Origin of the sequence: Paenibacillus sedimenti (genome assembly GCF_014534655.1) — a bacterium.
In the GTDB taxonomy this organism is placed as follows: Bacteria; Bacillota; Bacilli; order Paenibacillales; family NBRC-103111; genus Paenibacillus_E; species Paenibacillus_E sedimenti.
Window position 1 is genome coordinate 174879 of sequence record NZ_JACVVD010000011.1, and the last position, 19531, is coordinate 194409.

The 19531-nt window shown below is 50.2% G+C and carries 17 protein-coding genes; 2 read left to right on the forward strand and 15 right to left on the reverse strand.

Features of this window, described 5'->3' with window-relative positions; translation table 11 throughout:
• Positions 1-84 precede the first annotated feature (84 nt).
• From ICC18_RS25755 to ICC18_RS25790, 8 genes are all read right to left on the reverse strand, one after another.
• Positions 85-1860, reverse strand: a complete 1776-nt coding sequence (locus ICC18_RS25755; protein ID WP_188177323.1) for a LytS/YhcK type 5TM receptor domain-containing protein — start codon at positions 1858-1860, stop codon at positions 85-87.
• 97 nt (positions 1861-1957) lie between these two features.
• Positions 1958-2497 carry a DM13 domain-containing protein gene (locus ICC18_RS25760; RefSeq protein WP_188177324.1) on the reverse strand — a complete coding sequence of 180 codons (540 nt, stop codon included), beginning with the start codon at positions 2495-2497 and terminating at the stop codon, positions 1958-1960.
• Positions 2498-2659: 162 nt separating this feature from the next.
• Positions 2660-3826 carry a Fe-Mn family superoxide dismutase gene (locus tag ICC18_RS25765; protein WP_188177325.1) on the reverse strand — a complete coding sequence of 389 codons (1167 nt, stop codon included), beginning with the start codon at positions 3824-3826 and terminating at the stop codon, positions 2660-2662.
• Positions 3827-4057: 231 nt separating this feature from the next.
• A complete protein-coding gene (locus ICC18_RS25770) occupies positions 4058-5080 on the reverse strand; it encodes an aldo/keto reductase (RefSeq protein ID WP_188177326.1) in 1023 nt (340 codons plus the stop codon).
• Between the two features lie 240 nt (positions 5081-5320).
• A complete protein-coding gene (locus tag ICC18_RS25775) occupies positions 5321-7690 on the reverse strand; it encodes a glycoside hydrolase family 95 protein (RefSeq protein ID WP_188177327.1) in 2370 nt (789 codons plus the stop codon).
• Between the two features lie 473 nt (positions 7691-8163).
• Positions 8164-8868 carry an SDR family oxidoreductase gene (locus ICC18_RS25780; protein ID WP_188177384.1) on the reverse strand — a complete coding sequence of 235 codons (705 nt, stop codon included), beginning with the start codon at positions 8866-8868 and terminating at the stop codon, positions 8164-8166.
• Positions 8869-8988: 120 nt separating this feature from the next.
• Positions 8989-9777 carry a TrmH family RNA methyltransferase gene (locus tag ICC18_RS25785; protein ID WP_188177385.1) on the reverse strand — a complete coding sequence of 263 codons (789 nt, stop codon included), beginning with the start codon at positions 9775-9777 and terminating at the stop codon, positions 8989-8991.
• 12 nt (positions 9778-9789) lie between these two features.
• Positions 9790-10449, reverse strand: a complete 660-nt coding sequence (locus ICC18_RS25790; protein ID WP_188177328.1) for a potassium channel family protein — start codon at positions 10447-10449, stop codon at positions 9790-9792.
• A 167-nt stretch (positions 10450-10616) separates the two neighbouring features.
• On the opposite strand from ICC18_RS25790, the gene sspI reads away from it, so the two are divergent.
• Positions 10617-10817 (forward strand): small acid-soluble spore protein SspI, encoded by a 201-nt coding sequence (sspI, locus tag ICC18_RS25795; protein ID WP_188177329.1) that lies wholly within the window; start codon positions 10617-10619, stop codon positions 10815-10817.
• 64 nt (positions 10818-10881) lie between these two features.
• Here sspI and ICC18_RS25800 read toward each other — a convergent pair whose 3' ends face one another.
• From ICC18_RS25800 to ICC18_RS25820, 5 genes are all read right to left on the reverse strand, one after another.
• Positions 10882-11607: an MtnX-like HAD-IB family phosphatase gene (locus ICC18_RS25800; RefSeq protein WP_188177330.1), complete on the reverse strand. Its 726-nt coding sequence runs from the start codon at positions 11605-11607 to the stop codon at positions 10882-10884.
• Between the two features lie 69 nt (positions 11608-11676).
• A complete protein-coding gene (locus ICC18_RS25805; protein ID WP_188177331.1) occupies positions 11677-12771 on the reverse strand; it encodes a Gfo/Idh/MocA family protein in 1095 nt (364 codons plus the stop codon).
• A gap of 18 nt (positions 12772-12789) precedes the next feature.
• Positions 12790-13419: a ThuA domain-containing protein gene (locus tag ICC18_RS25810; RefSeq protein ID WP_188177332.1), complete on the reverse strand. Its 630-nt coding sequence runs from the start codon at positions 13417-13419 to the stop codon at positions 12790-12792.
• 33 nt (positions 13420-13452) lie between these two features.
• Positions 13453-14613: a Gfo/Idh/MocA family protein gene (locus ICC18_RS25815; RefSeq protein WP_188177333.1), complete on the reverse strand. Its 1161-nt coding sequence runs from the start codon at positions 14611-14613 to the stop codon at positions 13453-13455.
• 17 nt (positions 14614-14630) lie between these two features.
• A complete protein-coding gene (locus tag ICC18_RS25820) occupies positions 14631-15659 on the reverse strand; it encodes a LacI family DNA-binding transcriptional regulator (protein WP_223192861.1) in 1029 nt (342 codons plus the stop codon).
• Positions 15660-15921: 262 nt separating this feature from the next.
• Between ICC18_RS25820 and ICC18_RS25825 the strand changes: the two genes are divergently transcribed.
• Positions 15922-17271 (forward strand): putative bifunctional diguanylate cyclase/phosphodiesterase, encoded by a 1350-nt coding sequence (locus ICC18_RS25825; RefSeq protein ID WP_188177335.1) that lies wholly within the window; start codon positions 15922-15924, stop codon positions 17269-17271.
• A 164-nt stretch (positions 17272-17435) separates the two neighbouring features.
• Here the strand turns inward: ICC18_RS25825 and ICC18_RS25830 are convergent, their stop codons facing one another.
• The gene (locus ICC18_RS25830) at positions 17436-18239 is read right to left on the reverse strand and encodes a YheC/YheD family protein (RefSeq protein ID WP_223192862.1); all 804 of its coding nucleotides are present in this window, start codon (positions 18237-18239) and stop codon (positions 17436-17438) included.
• Positions 18236-19366 (reverse strand): glycosyltransferase family 4 protein, encoded by a 1131-nt coding sequence (locus ICC18_RS25835; RefSeq protein ID WP_188177336.1) that lies wholly within the window; start codon positions 19364-19366, stop codon positions 18236-18238. Before ICC18_RS25835 ends, ICC18_RS25830 begins: the two co-directional genes overlap by 4 nt.
• Positions 19367-19531 lie beyond the last annotated feature (165 nt).

Consider the following 19531-nt stretch of genomic DNA (forward strand, 5'->3'; position numbering starts at 1 on the left):
CGCCCTCTACTCGGCCTATACGGCCAAATGGAGGGCGATCTTTTTTATCTGAATGAATTTTTGGACAGCGTGGAACATGGAAAATCATCCTCTGCGGTCATCACTTTCATTCCGGGCTTCACCATCCGGGTATGGGATCGTGAAATCGATGCGTGCGCCTCCGCCCGGCGGGTTGGCGAATTTCAGCGCTGTTTCTGGACCAAACAGGGTAATTAGCCGGCGATTCACATTAAACACCCCTAAGCCTGTACTATCGCCGCCAACAATCGGCGACTGACCTAGTACGCTCAACACATCACTCGAAAACCCGTTTCCGTTATCTCTAACCGTTATTTGAACACCATTTCCTTTGCGCCGCAGATCGACGTGAATCTTGCCCTTGTCCGTTCTTCCCTTAAAGCCATGATGAATGCTGTTTTCCACAAGAGGTTGAAGCGTAGACGGCGGTATGACAACAGCTTCTAATCCGGATTCGCATTTACAATCCACGTAAAGCTGATCTTCAAAGCGAATGTTGACGATACCCAAATAAGTTTGTAGATGCTCTAATTCCTTATAAAGCGGGATCAGCGGGGTTTGGGTCATCGTCAGATTCATCCGCATGTAGGTTCCCAGCTGTACGGTGACTCGTCTTGCTTCTTCCGGCTTCACGCGAATCAACGTAACGATGGCATTCAGTGTGTTAAATAAAAAGTGCGGATTAATTTGTGCCTGCAGCGCTTTTAGCTCCGCATCCTTCATCAGGTTCCGTAACTGCTCGGCCATCGCAATATCAAGCTGAATGGAGATCAGTTTGCTTAGCCCTTTGGCAAAAGCCTCCTCAACCGGGCGGATCTGACGTATGCTTTGATAGTACAATTTAATTAATCCCGCCACCTGCCCCCCGCTTCGGAACGGAACGATGATGGCTGCGCCAATGGCAGGATGATGCGGTTGAATTTGTTCCTTCCTGGCCGCTACTTGAATGTCGCCGGTTTGGATAGCCCGCCGTGACAGCTCCGTGACAATAAGCTCGCCCTGCACATGCCGCATCGTTCCAAGCCCCGCGTGAGCCAATATTTTTTCCGTATCCGTGACCGCCACTGCATTCGCGTGGAGCTCCCGGCGGAGTATGTTGGCCGTTGCTTCGGCCGTCTCAAAGGTCAGACCTTGCTTCAAATAAGGAAGCGCCATCTCCGCAATGTGAAGCGCCCGCTGCGTCTCTGAAGCCGCCGCCCTTTCTTCCTCTTTCATCGCCGCCAGAATCATCGCGACAAATATGCCGACGCCGATGCTGTTGGCAACGACCATCGGAACCCCGATCAAGTCCACCGTGCGTATCGCGGAAGGCGATGACTCATGCATAATCAGAATCATCCCCATCTGCAGAATCGGGGCAAACACACTGATAAACAAGGCCTTCACCGGAGCAATCACTCGTTCTTCCGCAAAAAATCGGGCTACCAACCCGGCAAGAAGACCGATGATAGGGGTAGACCACGCATCTGCGGCACCTGTAATTCCGCCCAGCCAATAAGCGTGAATACCCGAAATGAAGCCTGCCCCCGTACCTACGAAAACGCCTCCAAGAAGCCCCGCCACCATGACGCCGATCAACGCAGAATCCGCCATCGCTTCATGAGCCCCAAGTGAAGCTGCAAAAAAGGTCGAGTCGAGCCCGCTCTCTGTAATCACCACACCTGCATAAGTACCGGCGATGCTGATCAAACCGAAGAACAAGGAGAACGTCACTCCCGTTCGTAAGTCAAGCCGCCGGTCAAGCAAATACCGGAAAAGAGGGATTCTCGTCAGGATGAACGTCAGTAATAATAAAATGCCCATCCGCTCTATAAGCAAGAGCGTTAACTGCTCCACCCTCATCCCTCCCCTTTGTTCCCTTTCAGTTATCACCATTATAACCGGAAAGTTTACTTGAAGTCAGGAGGAAAAGGAGGAATAGGACGGTTGCAAAAATTAGCTAGATGGCTTTGAGCGCCGCTTTCCCAAAATCCACACTAAATTGTTTACAATAAATAACGACTTGATTATATTGGTCCAAATCGGCGTCCTTCGGAAGCTCATAGTTTTGATTCCCCTTATTGCCCTTCAACGCACCCAGATTTATGCCTTCACTTGTTTTCATTCCCTCTTTAGTCAAATATAAATATAGATCCGGCCCGTTGGTTGAATCCAAATCCTCTAATCGCAAAAATAGTTGGCCGTCGGTTTCAACCGTTTTCGCTATTCCTTTAACTTTATGAAAATTATCGCCATCTACGAAAGTTCCAGTATACAAAGTCGTCGGTTTTGCTTCCGCTTTCTTCTCAGGCGTCGACATTTCTGTCTTCGGCATGTCCGTCTTCTGCATCTCAGACTGCGTGCTGCCCGGCAGCGCTTCCTCCACTGTTCGATTCAGCAGAAGCGGCGATCCTAAATACCAAACTGTACCCAGTACAGCGATTCCAACCAAACTAAATAATACTGTCTTGAACGTGCTTCTTTTTTGCTTTTGCGTCATCCTCATCCTCACCTTTCTTGTTTGATTTTACCCTATTATAAAATGCAATTCTTAAGAAAGGCTTACAAAAGCATTTTTTAGTGCAACAAATGGCAAAAAAAATAAGATAGCTTAGCCGCTTAGTCAGCAGCTCGTCTATCCTTACTTATTTTTATGCTCAATTCAATAAGGCTGCCATTTCAGCTTCTGCGCGGCCATAAAGCGTTCGTTAACGTGCGGCCAGTTGACGACGTTCCACCAGGCATCTATGTATTTAGGGCGTTCGTTCTTATATTTCAGATAGTAAGCATGTTCCCATACATCGAGAACAAGGAGAGGAATAACGTCCCACTGCGACAAATTCTGATGCTTCTCTGCCTGCAATATTTCAAGCCTGTGGCTGCGCGGGCTCCAGACTAGAATCGCCCAGCCTCCGCCCTCGACCTTATCGGCGGCAGCGGAGAAATGCTTCTTGAAAGCGTCGAACCCGCCAAAATCCCGATCAATTTGTGCCGCGATCGGTCCGGTAGGCTTACCGCCCATTTTAGGGGCCATAACGTTCCAGAAGATCGTGTGCAGGTAATGCCCGGCACCGTTGAAAGCCGCTTCACGCTCCCAGTGCTTGATCAGATCAAAATCGCCGGATTTGCGTGCCTGCTCCATCATCTTCTCTGCTTTGTTCAAGCCGTCAACATAGCTTTGGTGGTGCTTGTCATGGTGAAGCCGCATCGTCGCTTCATCGATATACGGCTCCAGAGCGTCGTAAGCATAGGGCAGCGGCGGAAGCGTATGCCCGCCGATCGGCACGGGTTTCGCGCCCGAGGACGGATCACTCCATACCCCTTCCGGCAACAATGAGCTCGTTCGTTCAGTCGTATTGTCATTTCGGTAGCCCGAGACGGGAGCGGTTGCGAATGTAGGTGCGTCCTGTACGGTGAGAATCGCTTGTAATATGCCCAGAAAATACTCTGATTCACGAATGATGTGCTGCACGACTGTTGGAGCTGTCGGAACGCTGCGGACTGCAACGCTTTGCTCCAGCATAGAAAACAGTTGTTTGACGAATTCGCGGGATTGCGCGGTTGACGTCTGCAACAAAGCTTCCACGTTCCGCCACAGCTCGTGGCTGACTTTTTCGTTCGAGCGGATGACAGCTTCGATCCATCGATTGGCTGCCGCCTCCGTTTGCGCGAAGACGTTTTCCCATTGCTGCAGCAGCGCCACATACGGCGACTCCAGATTCGGGACGAGTTCACGGATAACGATCGTATGCTCCTTCTCCTGCATTTTCCAGAAGCGGATTTCTTCCAGCAACCTAAGCGGCATCAGCGAGCCGTATACGTATAACATCAGGCCAACCTCCTTTGACATAAACATCCTTATCATTATATTCGGATGTGTTGTTGGCCAATGTCTGTTTAGTTGCTGGCTGGAGCGCACAGATTTTGTTTTCTGAATAAATCCCATAAAAAAATCCCGATGTACTCAGGCTTTCGCCCATCGGGACTGGATTAAAACCGCATATTAAAACCGCATTTAGCAGCTCCATTATCGTTTTTAGCGCAATTCCGATCAACCCCATTATAACTCCAAAGCTTTCGCGATTTGCGTATCAGTCGTCTTGGCCGTAAACCAATTCGGATATAAGGAAACGGGCCTCGTTATTTCATCCAGTCTCGCAATATCTCCGGCGCTCAACTGGAGCTCCACCGCGCTTAGATTATCTTCCAATTGGGCTAATTTACTGGAGCCGACCAATACGCTGCTGATGTGGGGCTGGGCTAGAAGCCAAGCCAGTGAGACTTGTGCCGGTGTCGCACCATATACTCCAGCTATTTCGCGAACAGTGTCCAAAATATTGAAGCCCCATTCTTTGTCATGCGGCAGAAAATCAAACCCGCTTAAGCGGTTTTGATCGTCATTCCAGTTCTCCTTGGTATATTTTCCACTCAAGAAGCCGCCGGCGAGCGGACTCCAAACGGTTAATCCGATTCTATTTTGGACCGCGAATGGAACCGTCTCATGTTCAATGTCACGGCCAACCAAGGAATAGTACAACTGACCGTTAATAAAGGACGCCCACCGACGCTCACGCTGGATCGATACGGCTTGCGCCGCCTGCCAGGCCGGCCAATTCGAGTACCCGATATAGCGGACTTTCCCCTGTCGTACCAGATCGTTCAGTGCTTCTAAGGTTTCCTCTAGCGGTGTGTATGGGTCGGTTTTATGTACGATGTAGAGATCTATGTAATCAGTGTTTAGGCGACGCAGACTAGCTTCGCAAGCTTCGAACAGATGCTTGCGGGATAAGCCTGCTTGGATGAGCCCCGGACCGACGCGAAAGCCGCCCTTCGTAGCGATGACCATTTCCTTGCGCCGGGAACCGAGCAATCGTCCAAGAATCTCTTCACTTTGCCCGTCCGCATAACCGTCTGCGGTATCAAAAAAATTGATGCCCGCGTCTAAAGCGCGGTTAATAAGCTGTTGCGCTCCGCTTTGGTCCACCTTGTAGACGCTGGGATTGTTCCCCGATCCGAAAGTCATCGCCCCGAATGCCAGTCTGGAAACAAGCAATCCTGATTGACCCAATATTGCGTATTTCATCCTCTCTCCTCCTCGATCTCCCTAAATTGGTACACGCATCCAGTATATCAATAATGAAAACTGATAGTATGAGACTCAAGTCGGAAGGTCGAAAGACACTGTCAGCGTTACGATTTTTAATATCAATGAGCTTGTAGTTATGTATCCGAAGCGCCTTATCTATGTTTGATGGAAATGCCCCCGCATGACGAGAAACCTGCATCAACAAGTTCGCGTCAGACGGGGGCAACTTTCCCTCCGTTATATATTTAAAGGCTTAACCGTATAAATAATCCCTGGCTCCGTGTCGAAACCGATCGAACCGTCAGCGTTGCTCTCGAACGCAACGGGTACATCTTCCGCTTCCACCTTCAGCGGAACTGATGCGGCAACACGGCAAGGTCCGCCGAGAAGCGAACGAATCTCTGCACTTTCGAGCACATTATTCTCCCAGGCAAGACCGATCTCAAAGCCCCCTCTGGCTCGAATTCCTTTGATAGAACCGGTTTCCCATGCATCGGGAAGCGCTGGCAGCAGGCGGATGACGCCGGTATGGGACTGCATCAGCATTTCGGCTACGCCGGCCGTGAAGCCGAAATTCCCGTCGATCTGAAACGGCGGATGCGCACCGAACAAGTTCGGATAGACGCCGCCGCCTGTGACGCTGCCCATATCGGTGTGAACGAGATCCAGCACGTTCCCGATCAGCTGCAAGGTGCGGTTGCCGTTGCCGAATCGTGCCCACAGGTTGATTTTCCATGCGAGGCTCCAGCCAGTGCCGATATCGCTGCGCCGTTCGAGTGAGCGCTGCGCCGCTTCGAACAGCTCCGGCGTACCCTCCGCGGTCAACTGACAGCCGGGATAAACGCCGAATAAATGAGAGACGTGACGATGCTGCACATCCTGATCCTCGAAATCAAGAAACCACTCCTGAAGCTGACCGTATTTGCCGATCTGATACGGAAGCAATCTGGACCTTGCCCCCGCCAGCTCCTCCCGGAAGCTATCGTCCATTCCAAGTATCTCCGCCGCCATGATGCAGTTCGTGAACAAGTCCCAGATCAGCGCATGATCCATCGTCGCCCCTTTGCTGACGGCAGCCATCCGGCCGTCCGGCAATACGAACTTATGCTCGGGGGAGGTGGAGGGCGATGTGGCCAGCCGCCCGTCCGGTTCCTTTTGCAGCCAATCCAGGCAGAAGAGAGCCGCTTCCTTCATGATCGGATACGCTTCGTCGCGAAGGAACGAAGTATCTCCTCCGAATGCGTAATGCTCCCACAGATGCTGGCTGAGCCAAGGAGCGGCCATGAACCAGCTCGCCCAAACGGGATCCCCGTTGCCATAGTCGCCGACCGGCGCGGAATGGCACCAGATGTCGCTGTTGTGATGCGCGACCCAGCCGCGGGCGCCATAATTAATGCGCGCGGTTTCCGCTCCCGCCTTGGCCAAATTGCCGATAAAATCGAGCAGCGGCCTATGGCATTCGGCCAGGTTGCAAGTCTCCGCGAGCCAATAATTCATTTCCGCGTTTATATTTAACGTATAATTGCTGCTCCAGGGCGGGCGTGTTTCCTTATTCCATATTCCCTGTAAATTCGCCGCCTGCGTGCCGGGCCGGGAACTCGCGATCAGCAGGTATCTGCCGAATTGAAACAAGATCTCCACCAGCTTCTTGTCCTTCACTCCGTATTCGGCAACGCGTAAGTCTATCGGTACGTCGCCAGGAATGTCGGATGGCCTCAAATCAAGGGTAACGCGATCGTATAAAATGCGATAATCGGCAATGTGAGAGGCATAAAGCTCCGAATAGGTCTTATTAAGCGCCCAGTTCAAGTGCCTCTCTGCGATTGGGGAAGGGTCGACACCCTCCGTTGCCGGATTGCGGTCAAAACCATGAAAGCTCGTTGCTGCGCTGAAAATGATGGTCGCGGTTGTAGCAGATTCGACATGCAGTCCGTCATGATCGGCATAGGAGCGGCCATCTTCGGTCCGAATAGCGAGCCTTCCATCGAAGCGTGTGCCGGATTCGCCAAAGCGAATCGGATTGCTGGTCCGATAGTAATTCGGGTCGACATGGATCGGAGCCCTGCCTCTCATCACGATGCGTTCGCCCTCGGGACCGGTTTGATGCCGGAGCGGACTCCATAGCTTGGCCGTAAAGCACAGCATGCCGGGACGGTCCGCCTCGATCCGCATAACTAGAGTTTGATCCGGGAAAGAAATGAAGCAGGTTCGTTTGTATGTGACTTCGCCGATCCTATACCGAACCGATGCGGCCGCCGTCTCCAGATCCAGCAAACGTTCGTACTGTGTGGCATTATCGCCGTGATAAAAGTGTACGGTCAAATCCCCCAAAGGCATATATGATTGCGTATAAGGACCCATCGCTTTTTTGCAAAGCGCGTCCGCTTCCACATAATTCCCTTCGTTAATTAGACGGCGAATTTCCGGCAGCGCCTTCATGGCGTTCGGGTTCGTCCCGTCCTTTGGTTCCCCCGACCATAGCGTATCCTCATTCAGCTGCAGGCGTTCGGTCTCGATCCCCCCGAATACCATCGCTCCGATACGGCCGTTTCCCAACGGAAGCGCCTCTGTCCATTTGGATGCAGGTTTCGTATAATTCAGCTTCAAATGCTTCGCCCCTCTTCACAAAAATGTTACCGCTAACTCCGCCATACAATCTTCATTGTAACGTTTTTTTGAACTCATCATATATCGTAATCCAGCATTGTTATACTGTTTTTTGATATTGTAACCGAATGACAGAATAGAGCCAGCTTTCTCCGTGAACTTTAATTGCGAATACGATTGATGCGGTACCGAGCGATAGTCCAACAAGTACTCCTATAAGCAAAATGATGTCATCTCCGTTGAGTTTGGGTGCCACGATTGGGCTAACGCCACAACGTAATTTCAGACTTCTTAGAAATTATTAAATAGATTCTGATACACGATATATCTGGCTAACGCATTTTCTTCAAAAAACACTGAAATAAATAAAAGGAGACCCGTAAACAACCGGTTCTCCTTTCATTCACAAATCGTAAGCCAAACTTAGGATGCTTCCATTTACTTCATCAATATAATCATTAATCCTTATAGAATTACGCTTGAACCGCGGAGCGGCTGAGCCAATCCTCGAAGCGTGTCGAGGTGATGCGTGCATTGCTGTCTTTCGGAACGAGAGATAGCTCGTTCAGTTCAGCGCCAAAGTAAAGGGCATTGACGTCTATGACCGCCTGACGAGTGTCCTGAGTTGCTCTCAAGAATTGACGGACGAATTCGTCGAGACGTATCCGTTCTGGTCCTGCCACATCGACAGTGCCATTCACTGGCGCACCGAGTGTGAAGTCAATCATAGCGGCCGCAACGTCTTCAGAAGCGATAGGCTGTACAAATGCGGACGATAAACGAACGTCTTGCCCTTCTGTGGACGTATAGGCGATGCTGCCGACGAACTCGAAGAATTGTGTCGCGCGAATGATTGTATAAGGAATTTTGGAAGCTTTGATCAGGTTTTCTTGGGCCATCTTCGCACGGAAATAACCGCTCTGGAGAAGGCCTTCAGTACCAACGACCGACAACGCAACATGATGTCCTACTCCAGAGGCTTCTTCAGCAGCAAGGAGATTAAGAGTCGACGTCTCGAAGAATTCCAAAACAGCCTTGTCCTCAAAAGAAGGCGAGTTCGTCACGTCGACGACTACCTGAGCGCCACTAAGCGCTTCAGTCAGCCCTTCACCAGTAATGGTGTTGACGCCTAATGATCCTACTGGGATTATCTGACGCTCGAAAAAATCCCGATGTATTCAAGGCTTAGAGCCACATCGGGAGTGATAATCTTGTGTCAAAACTACGTTCCAAATCTATGACAAACAATATTACAAACGGTGACAATCTGAATTACAACTCACAGACAACAGACTTTATCACAAATTCATCAACCGCTGCCTCGACGCCTCAAACAGCAGCACCGTCGCAGCCATCGCAACGTTCAGCGATTCCGCTTTGCCCTGCATCGGAATGATCACCTGCACATCCGACTGCGCGGCAACCTCGGGCGAGACGCCCTTGGCTTCGTTACCGAGGATTAGCCACGTCGGCTGCCGCAGGTCCGTGTCGTAGCACGAGCGCTGCGCCTGCAGGCTCGTGGTCACAAGCCTTACGCCGCGCTCACGGGCGCGCGGCAGCAGCTCCTGCAAATCTGCCTCCACGATCGGCAGATGATACATGGATCCCATCGTCGAGCGGATCGTCTTGGGATTGTATAGATCGACCGTTCCGCGGCCGAGCACCACGGCACTGGCGCCAACGGCATCGGCGCTGCGGATGATCGTACCGAGATTGCCGGGGTCTTGGACCCCATCCAATACTACGGCCAGATCATACGCGCCGGACAGCAGCTCATCCGTGCCAAGATTCATCTTCGCTCCGATCGCGAAGATGCCCTGCGGCGTCTGCGTATCGGAGCATTTCTCCAGCACGGCTTGGCTGACGCCGATCCACTCCACTTCTTCGGGCGCTAACACAACCAACCCGTCCGGCATCCCTTTGTCTAAGCTATATACGATGGCTTCAACCGAAGCACCTGCACGCAGCGCTTCCTCCACGAGATGATAACCTTCGATCATATACTTTCCTTGCTTATCTCTTCCGCGGCGCTCCAGCAGCTGCGCCCATTCTTTGACCCTACTATTTTGCACAGACATAATTTCTATATGCACGTTTATCTACTCCGCGAATGTCACTTCAAAATTTTGAAGATCGATATTTTTTCCGACAATGACCAAAATGTCATCTGAACTAAGCGGTTCTTCCGCACTTGGCGGAATAATCAGCTTCTCATCTTGTTTAATGGCGATCACATTGCAGCCGTGTTTGGCTCGAATATCGAGTTGTCTTAAGCTTTTCCCGATCATGTGCCTTGAGGCTTTAACTTCCACGATACTGTAATCGGCAGAAAGCTCGATATGATCCAGAATATTGGATGAAATCAAATGATGGGCCACACGTTGCCCCATATCTCTTTCGGGAAAAATGACTTTGTCGGCGCCGATCTTCTTCAGTACTTTACCGTGGAGATCGTTGACGGCTTTGACTACAATTGTGGCAACACCCATTTCTTTAAGAATTAAGGTGGTGAGAATACTCGCCTGAATGTCTTCGCCAATCGCCACAACAACGACGTCAAAATTACGAATGCCTAAAGCACGAAGCGCTTCTTCGTCCGTTGAATCCGCTTGAACCGCATGGGTCACGATCGATGAAATCTCTTGAACCGTTTCTTCCGATTGATCGATGGCGAGTACTTCAAAGTCGAACTGCGACAAGGTTTTAGCAACGCTGGAGCCAAATCGCCCCATGCCGATAATTGCGAATTGTTTTCTCATTCGTTCCCTCCTCCGGTTCCTTCAAATTCCTTCAATTATACCACAGTTACTTTAGCTTCTCACTTTTCAAGGATTTCTTTTCAAACGGGTGGATAAGTGTGTCAGCATGAAGCTAAAGCATCTTGCGCATATTAGGAAGGATAACGAAATGGAAGCGAGGAACCCACATGAACATCAACCTGAGACAGGCTATCATCCAGCGCGTCCAAAATAAATCGAATGACGAAATCCAAGAAATCATTGAGGATTCCATCGGCGGGGAAGAACGGGTGCTCCCGGGTCTTGGCGTGCTGTTCGAAATTATTTGGCAGCATAGTGAAGCTAATATTCAAAACGAGCTCGTTGAAACACTCAAAGGCCACATTTAGCATAATGCATGCATTTCGATCAGCTAGGGGTCTGCGATTATCGTAAGCCCTTAGCTGACAATATTTATACCGGAAACTTACATGCGGCAGGAACTCTCCCCGTTAATCGTCGAGATGCCGAACCATTTACAAATTCATTCCAGTTTGCGACCAGAACATCCATCACATCACGAAACGTTTGAAACGGATAAAATGCCGTGCCTTCCTCGCTTAAATAACGTGCCAAGCTGGATCTTGCAAAAACCCAATCCGCAAACCCCGAACCATAGTAATCGCTGCTGCCATCGCCAATATAGATAATTTTCCAGCCTTCTTCCTTCAGCTGCTTCACGACGCTTGCTTTGCAGCACCCGCACCATTTGCATGCGGTATTTTCATTTTGAACGCCAAATTGAAATTGACCATCCTCCAAATATGTGATGGGATTGCCAATGATACGCTCCACTTCTATATGCTGCTGAGTTAGTATTTGTTGTATGTAATAGAGCATTCCATCGCTTAGAATTGTGACAGGCACACTCTGTTCTTTGCAAAATGCAATGAAATCCCGCGCTCCGTCTCTTAATTGAACTCGAGCTAAAATCTCATCCACCTCACGCTTTTTGTACGCTAACATCGGATAGGCGGTTTCAATCCAAGCCAAAGAACCGATCTTCTTCTCCCGATATAGCCCGGATACCTCAACCACCTCTGGTTCGGCATCGACACCCAATTCGCTCATCAGTATATTGCCGACATCCTGCTCCATCAATGTCCCATCGAAATCTGTCACAATCGCTATTTTCTGCATCTCTCCATCCATCCTCCCCCTAAAATGAAATCCCCCTCTTATTTAAAGAGGAGGATTCATCAACACCTATTATAACACGAAATGAACTGGCAGAGGCGCCGGTTTCTCACAGCTGCTTTGCATCAAGTAATGCGTTCCTGAATCTGAGGCGTCATGGAAACCATGCATCGCTTCAAGCACGTGATAAGCTAGCTCACCGCTCGCACGATGTGCATCGTTTTGCCCTGTCAATGATGCATGTGCCATAGCGGCGACACCGAGACCACGAGAGTTATCCGTGTACCCATGGGTCAATGGAATGGGCTCCCACTCGGTACCCGTTTTGCGAATATAGATCGGACCGCCGAACGTATTCGGATCGGGAACGCGCAGAGAGCCGTGGCTTCCGTAGATTTCAATATTAGGTAATTGCGTCCCGCCCTTAATATCGAAGCTCGTAACCAGCGTTGCAATCGCCCCACTGTGAAAATCCAATACCCCGGCGATATGCGTAGGTGTTTCAACGGCAATCTTTTGTCCGTGCTTTTTCTCACTCGTAATCGTACGTTCCGGATAGCTAATGCCTGCGGAGCCTGTCACTCTGCGGATCGGGCCAAGCAAAGCAACAAGAGCGGTTAAATAATACGGCCCCATATCGAACATGGGTCCCCCACCCTTTTGATAATAAAACTCAGGATCCGGATGCCAATTCTCATGCCCTCGGCTCATCATGAACGCCGTTGCGGCAACTGGTGTGCCGATCCACCCGTCGTTAATCAGCTTCAAACACGTTTGGATACCTCCGCCAAGAAACGTATCCGGTGCACTGCCTACCAGCAATCCATTGCGACGAGCAACCTCCAAGATACGCAAGCCTTCCTCGCGGGTTACCGCAAGCGGTTTTTCCACATAGACGTGCTTACCGGCCTCAAGTACCTGTAAGCAGACCTCGGCATGCGCAGCAGGAATCGTCAGATTGATAACAATATCAATGTCCGGATCAGCCAAAAGCTGGTCAACCGTATACGCTTTCGCGATGCCGAATTCCTCCGCTCTTGCTTGAGCCCGAGTCAGGTCCAGGTCAGCGCAAGCAACCAGCTCCAGATGGGCAAATTTCGGGATATTTTTCATATAAATCGCGCTTATGTTCCCGCAACCGATAATACCGATTTTCTTTGTACTCATCTCTACACTCCCCTGTCCTTATCTGGCAGCCCATAGCATGCCGCGGCGCATCAATTCTAGTGTTTGCGGCATCCGAACAATATTCGCCTGATGCCCTAGCGAGTTGTAATATACTTTGCCGGTACCGTAGGTTTTCGTCCAAACAACCGGCATCTCGACATCGCCGAAATCCGTCACCGCATGGACTTTGATCGCCGGATCGACGTGCATGTAATATTTTTCAGAAACTACGATGAAATCTTCTATGCCTTGCGTAAGCGGTTCCTGATTATCCTTGATGCGTACCGTGTACGTGACGCCGTCATTGCCGGGATGAGCGACCCATTGACCGCCCACCATATACTGATATTCGACTTCATTGCGGAAAGAATCCGCCATGCCGCCGTGGCACCCCGCGATGCCCGTTCCGCCTTCCTTCACCGCAGCTAAAAGCGGTTCCAACTGCTCCTTCTCAATCTTGCCCATCGTCCAGACAGGTACGATCAGATCTATGCCCGCAAGCCGCTCCGCATCGCGGAAGCTGTCCAGCGTATCCGATACTTCTACTTGAAAATTCTCTTCACGCAGCACACCGGCAAAAATGCCCGCAACTTCCTCAGGCTGATGGCCGTCCCATCCGCCCCATACGATTAATGCTTGTTTACTCATTGTCAGTTTTCCCCTCTCCAGCCCTTCGCTCTATTACACTTCGCTTATACTCACCCAACGACGCTGCGCGATCGATTGATCGACGGCTTCCAGCACTTCTTGGCATTTGACGCCGTCTACGAAATTCGGAACCGGCTGGCGATCTTCCGAAACCGCATTCATCAGCTCCACGACTTCATGAAGGAACGTATGCTCATAGCCGATTGTATGACCTGGCGGCCACCAAGCGTCCATATACGCGTGAGATGGATCGGTCGCCAGTACGCGGCGGAAGCCCTGCACATCCTCGGCGTCATCGGTGAAATACACTTGAAGCTCATTCATCCGTTCAAAATCAAACTTCACGCTGCCCTTGCTGCCATTGATTTCAAAAGAATTCGTGCAGCGGTGGCCCGGCGCAAAGCGAGTCGCCTCGAAACTGCCTAGCGCACCGTTCGCGAAGCGTGCCATGAACAGCGTTGCGTCGTCGACCGTAACCGCACCGCGCGGCGCATCGGCGCTGCCTTTGGCGCTAAGACCAGTCATCGAAGTCGGCAGCGGCCGCTCCTTCACGAACGTCTCGCTCATGCCGATGACTTCCGTCATTTCGCCGATCAGGAAGTGCGCGAGATCGATCAGATGCGCACCCAGGTCGCCGTGCGAGCCGGAGCCGGCGATCTCTTTTTGCAAGCGCCAGACGAGCGGGAAGGTTGGATCAACGATCCAATCCTGCAGGAACCAGGCGCGGAAGTGATAGATCTGGCCGAGACGCCCCTCGGCCACGAGCTTCTTCGCGAGCTGCACCGCAGGAGCGAACCTGTAGTTGAAGCCGACCATGTGCTTCACCCCGGCCGCCTCAGCCGCCTCCAGCATTTCCCTTGCATCCGCAAGGGTCAGCGCCAGCGGCTTCTCGCAGAATAGATGCTTGCCGGCCTTGGCCGCAGCAATCGCGATTTCCTTGTGCGCATCGCTGGGCGCATTGATATCGACGATGTCGATATCCGGATGCGTGACCAGCTCGCGCCAGTCGGTGACATGCGCAGCCCAGCCGAACTGTTCGGCAGCTGTAGCGACACCGCTTTCATCGCGTCCGCAGATAAGTTTCATCTTTGGCACCGTTGTCTGCGGGAAAAACATATGCAAATCCCTATAAGCATGGCTATGCGCCTTACCCATAAATTTATAGCCGATCATACCGACATTATAAGATTTCATAATGATTGCCTCCTTGATCAATTTTCCTTTCTTATAGACGACTCGCGCACGACTAGCCTTGTAGGCAGCTTGATGTGAAAAGGTTCTCCGCTTGATTCGCCCAACACTTGGGCAAGCACCCTTCGCGCCGCTTCCTTCCCCATCTCATAAAAGGGCACGCTCACGCTGCTCAGCGGAGGATCGCTCAACTTCGCTGCATCCGAATCGTCGCAGCCGACGACGGCGAAATCGCGCCCGGCAGTCCAGCCTCGTTCGCGCAGCCCCTGCATCAGCCCGATCGCCATGCGATCGTTGGCGGCGAATACAGCCTCTACCTCATCGCGCCGCTCCCAGAGCTTCGCCGCTGCCTCATAGCCGCTTTTGCGGCTGTAGTTGCCTTCCAGCAGCAGCTGTGACGGCATATCCAGACCCGCATCTCGCATCGCATCGGTGTAACCGACCAACCGATCCCGGCTGTTTGAATACTGCGGCGAGCCGTTCAGGAACGCGATCTTGCGGCAGCCCGCTTCCTGCAGATGGCGAACAGCCATACAACTGCCCTGTACATGATCCGCATCCACTTCGCTGAGCGTCATGCCTTCAAAATGCTGATTCACGAGGCAAAATGGGAGCCGCTGTTCCTGCAGCTGCTGCAGCGAAGAACGTTGCTCCGGAGTATCTCTGGAGCCAAGAATGACGCAAGCGTCCACCTTTTGCGAGCGGTAAAGACGGCTGTAATCCTGACTTTCATCCGGCGTGAGCAGCGTAAGCAGCATATCATAGCCCTGCTCCCGCACTTGTTCGCCGATACCGCTTAATATCTCTGAGAAGTAATACGTGGAAAAGAGATGCACCTTCGGCATATAAGGCAGAACCACACCCAGATTCCCGCTGCGTCTGCGAGCGAAGCTTTGCGCAATCGCATTAGGATGATAATCCAGCTGCTTAGCCGCTTGCAGCACGCGCTCCTTTGTTGCCGGTTTCATCGGCCCGAGCCCGTTGAATACGCGGGATACCGTCGCTTCAGAAACACCAGCCAGATCAGCAACCTCTTTTCTTGTTACCATGTTAAAAGCCTCCATAAAATCTATCAGTCACAACAATGTACACGCGTACATTTTCTCATTTCATTCTAGTTTCTGTCAATATGAATTGAGAAAAAAGTAAGTTCGCCTCTCTTCGGCATATTCATCGATTTTTAATCTAGAAATTCATAGAAACCTATCAATATATGTAAAAAGAGCCTATTTATAATCTTGTATATAATTTGCCATCCGTTTTATGATTAACTACGTATGCCTAATTATGATGTGGGAAGAGTGATCGCAATTGAAACCAGTCTGGCACTTTCTTCGCTCCGCTGCATCGAAAGCCTCAGGAGCTTTATGGAACCGTAAAAAAGTCATTCGAAGCAGGCACCGTCAAGAACTTCAAACATTAATCATAGCTTCTATGCGAAGCTTGCATCAAAAGAAATCGGCGTCTTACAGCACTCTTCTCTTCCTTGATATCGATCGATTTCGCCAAGTCAATTTCTCGCTCGGCTATGAATCCGGAGATCTTCTTATGCAAGAAGCCGCAGCCAGATTGACGGCCTGCGAGCATTGCAAACTCGTCGTGCAATCGGGTGATGATGAATTCCTCCTTCTTTTACATGCAGGCTCCAAAGCTCAGCTTGCAGACTGTATCAACCAAGTGCAGCACATATTTATGAAGCCGTTCTATATAAATGATCAGGCGTATTATATCAATGCCAGCATCGGATTTAGCACAATAGACCTGCAACCTGACACTACCCGGCAAGCGCTGATTCAAGCTGATCTTGCGCTTTATGCCGCCAAGCATACCGGCAAAAACAAAACGCTAGCCTACGATTCCGCTTTCGAACAGCGTTACTCGGGTCATATGCAGATGGAAACCGAGCTGCGCCAAGCCATAAATGCGGATCAACTGATGCTTTATTATCAGCCGCGTCTCGAATTATCAACCGGCAACATCATTTGTCTGGAAGCTCTTGTCAGGTGGAATCATCCGATCCATGGGATTATCACTCCAAATAACTTCATTCCACTTGCCGAAGAGAGCGGCCTTATTGTTCCGCTTGGCGAATGGGTGCTGCGTCAAGCTTGTCTGCAAAAGATGAAATGGCTCGAAGCAGGTATCGTCGCCTATCAGGTGGCGGTCAATATCTCGCCCCGTCAGTTTCAGGAAGAGGCTTTTGCCGAAAAGGTCATTCACATTATCGAACAAACGGGTATCGATCCTTCCTTTCTGGAGTTCGAAATAACAGAAAGTTCCATTATGCACGACATGGATAAGACCGTTTCCATACTAGAGAAACTTTGCGGCATAGGGATTTCGATCTCCATCGATGATTTTGGTATCGGGTATTCCTCCTTAAGTCATCTAAGGCATTTTCCGATCCATTGTCTCAAAATCGACCGCTCCTTCGTTAAAAACATTCACAGCAATCAAAATGATTTGGCCATTACACACGCCATCATTCAACTCGGTCATTCACTTAATCTGCAGGTAGTTGCAGAGGGCGTTGAAGAAATGAGTCAGCTGGAAATTTTGAAAGGAACGACTTGCACGACCATTCAGGGTTATCTGTTAAGCCCTCCCGTTTCAGTTTACGATTTGGAAAATAACGGCAACTTGCTGAACTTCCATATATGAGAAAAACGTCTATCGACGTACATTCAAAGATGTGCGACCGCGTTTTGTGGAAGTTTTTATCGCCAATAAGAAAGCGGTTTTCGGGAACCGAAAACTTATACTTTCTTATGTAGTGAGATAAACCTCTATCGAGCTTTTGTGGTGATAAAAAACCGGTTATGCGGTCATAACCGGCCGTACGCTTTGGCATATCGTTTAATTTTGGTGAATACCCGTTTATCCTTCAATCTCAGGAAAATAAAAGGATCTGGACTCGTATTCACCTCAAGAATCCATGGATGCAAATCTTTATCCAGGGCGACATCTACGCCAATCTCCTTAACGCCTTTGTACCGGTTATCCATCGACTTGGCTACTTGTAATCCAATTACTCTCAGCTTGTTTATATAACTCTTCCGCTCATTAGCGGAAATGTACTTCGCCAGTAGTGTTTCAATAGGCTTTAAGGTCCCGCCGCTATGGAAATTGGTCACAATTTTATCTGGATGCGCTACTCTTCCTATGATTCCGGTCGTCTCCCATCTGCGTTGCGGCGTTTGCTGCACCATAACCCTCAAATCGAATCGGTTTCCTTTGTACTTTAATAAGTCAATACCTTTTTGTACCAAATAATAACGTTTGTTGGTCACCTTGCGAATGGAAGCATATATCTCCTCGAAGGTGTCGAAATGCCTCAATCGAACCCCGTATTGATAGGAATAGGGTGACTTTTTAGCATTCTCCGTCCATTCAACCCTGATCACCCCGTTGCCAAACATGCCGACGTTCGGTTTAATGTAAACCATTCTGTATTCCCGCAGCATCTGCAGGAGGGTCTCGCGGGTCATTCGTTTTGTATCGGGGACATATTGGCGCAGTGCTTGAGTGCTTTCCACCGCTTTGGTTTTCCCCCACTTGCTTTGGACATATCGGGCTTTGCCGATATTTATCTTCCCCTTCGAGGTCCTTTGCATCAGGATCTTTTTCATTTTCTTGCCCCCAACTTAAATTTATAAAAGTCGGCCAAAGATCGTGCTGTCGCCTGCCAGCTGAACTGATTCTCGGCATCGATACGGGCCTGTTTGGCCAAACTGCTTGCCCAGTCTTTACGTCTGGCGACAGCCACGATGCTTTCAGCGAATGGACGGGGGCTTCGATATGCCTGGATCAGAACGCCATTGCGGCCGTCCCGGATCACTTCATTGATGCCGCCGTTGGCTGAAGCAATTACAGGAAGTCCTGAGGCCATGGCCTCCACATTAACTAATCCGAAAGCCTCATGCCCCTGCGATGGGCAAACAAAACAATCTGCGAGCCCATATACCTTATGGATGCTGCGATGTGGAATATTGCCTAAGAACCTTGCAGGCACCCCAAGCCTGGCGGCGTATTTCCTCAGATTGGACGTAAATCCCTTATGTTGTTCGCCTCCAGCAATAAGTAATTTTACTTCAGGCACTTCTTTTCTAGCTAAATGAACCGCTTTGATCAACAGCGGAATGCCTTTACGCTTGATCAAACGCCCTGCGTACAGCACATGAAAGCCCTTGCTTAAGCGATATTGTTTTCTCAAGCGCTCTTTCGTTTTGGCGGAAACCGGTCGAAATCGAGATACATCCGTACCGAGATGTATGGTATGAATCTTATGCCGTTGTTTTGGAAATAGGGCCGAAAGCTCTCGCGTAAGCGAACTGCTGTTGGCAATGACCCAATCCACATTTAACAAGTGCCGGGAAGTCGTCGCTCTGGAAGCATACGGCGGTTTCACAAATGTTAACGAATGTAAAAACAATGAAACGGGTGTATTTGGAAAATGTTTCTTTATACCCGATGCATACTGCGGCCGGTTATCCACCTGAATCCAGTCGAACGATTTCCCATTGATCACGCTGAGTACGGCTTTTAAGTACGTGCTTTTACTTCCAGCAGGGACTCTCATGATCGTTAAGGATCCTCGCCGGGTAGCATGGCTGTAAGCAGGATGACGCCTGCTGATCACCGTCACCTGATGGTGCTTAGCTAACTTGCGGGCTATGGAATAAATACATATTTCGACCGAACCGCCAAGTACAGGCGGAACCGGAATCTGTTCAGGAGCGACAATCAAGATGTGCACGCTGGGAGTTCACTTCCTTACGAGTCGTATAATGAATCCGTACCTATTGTATGAAGCAACGTGCATGTTGGCGACTAACAAATCCCCCAAAAGTGACTCTGCATAAATGGGATAATAATTCTTATCCGTTAAAAAAAAGGCCGTTTCTCAGATTCGATCATCTGG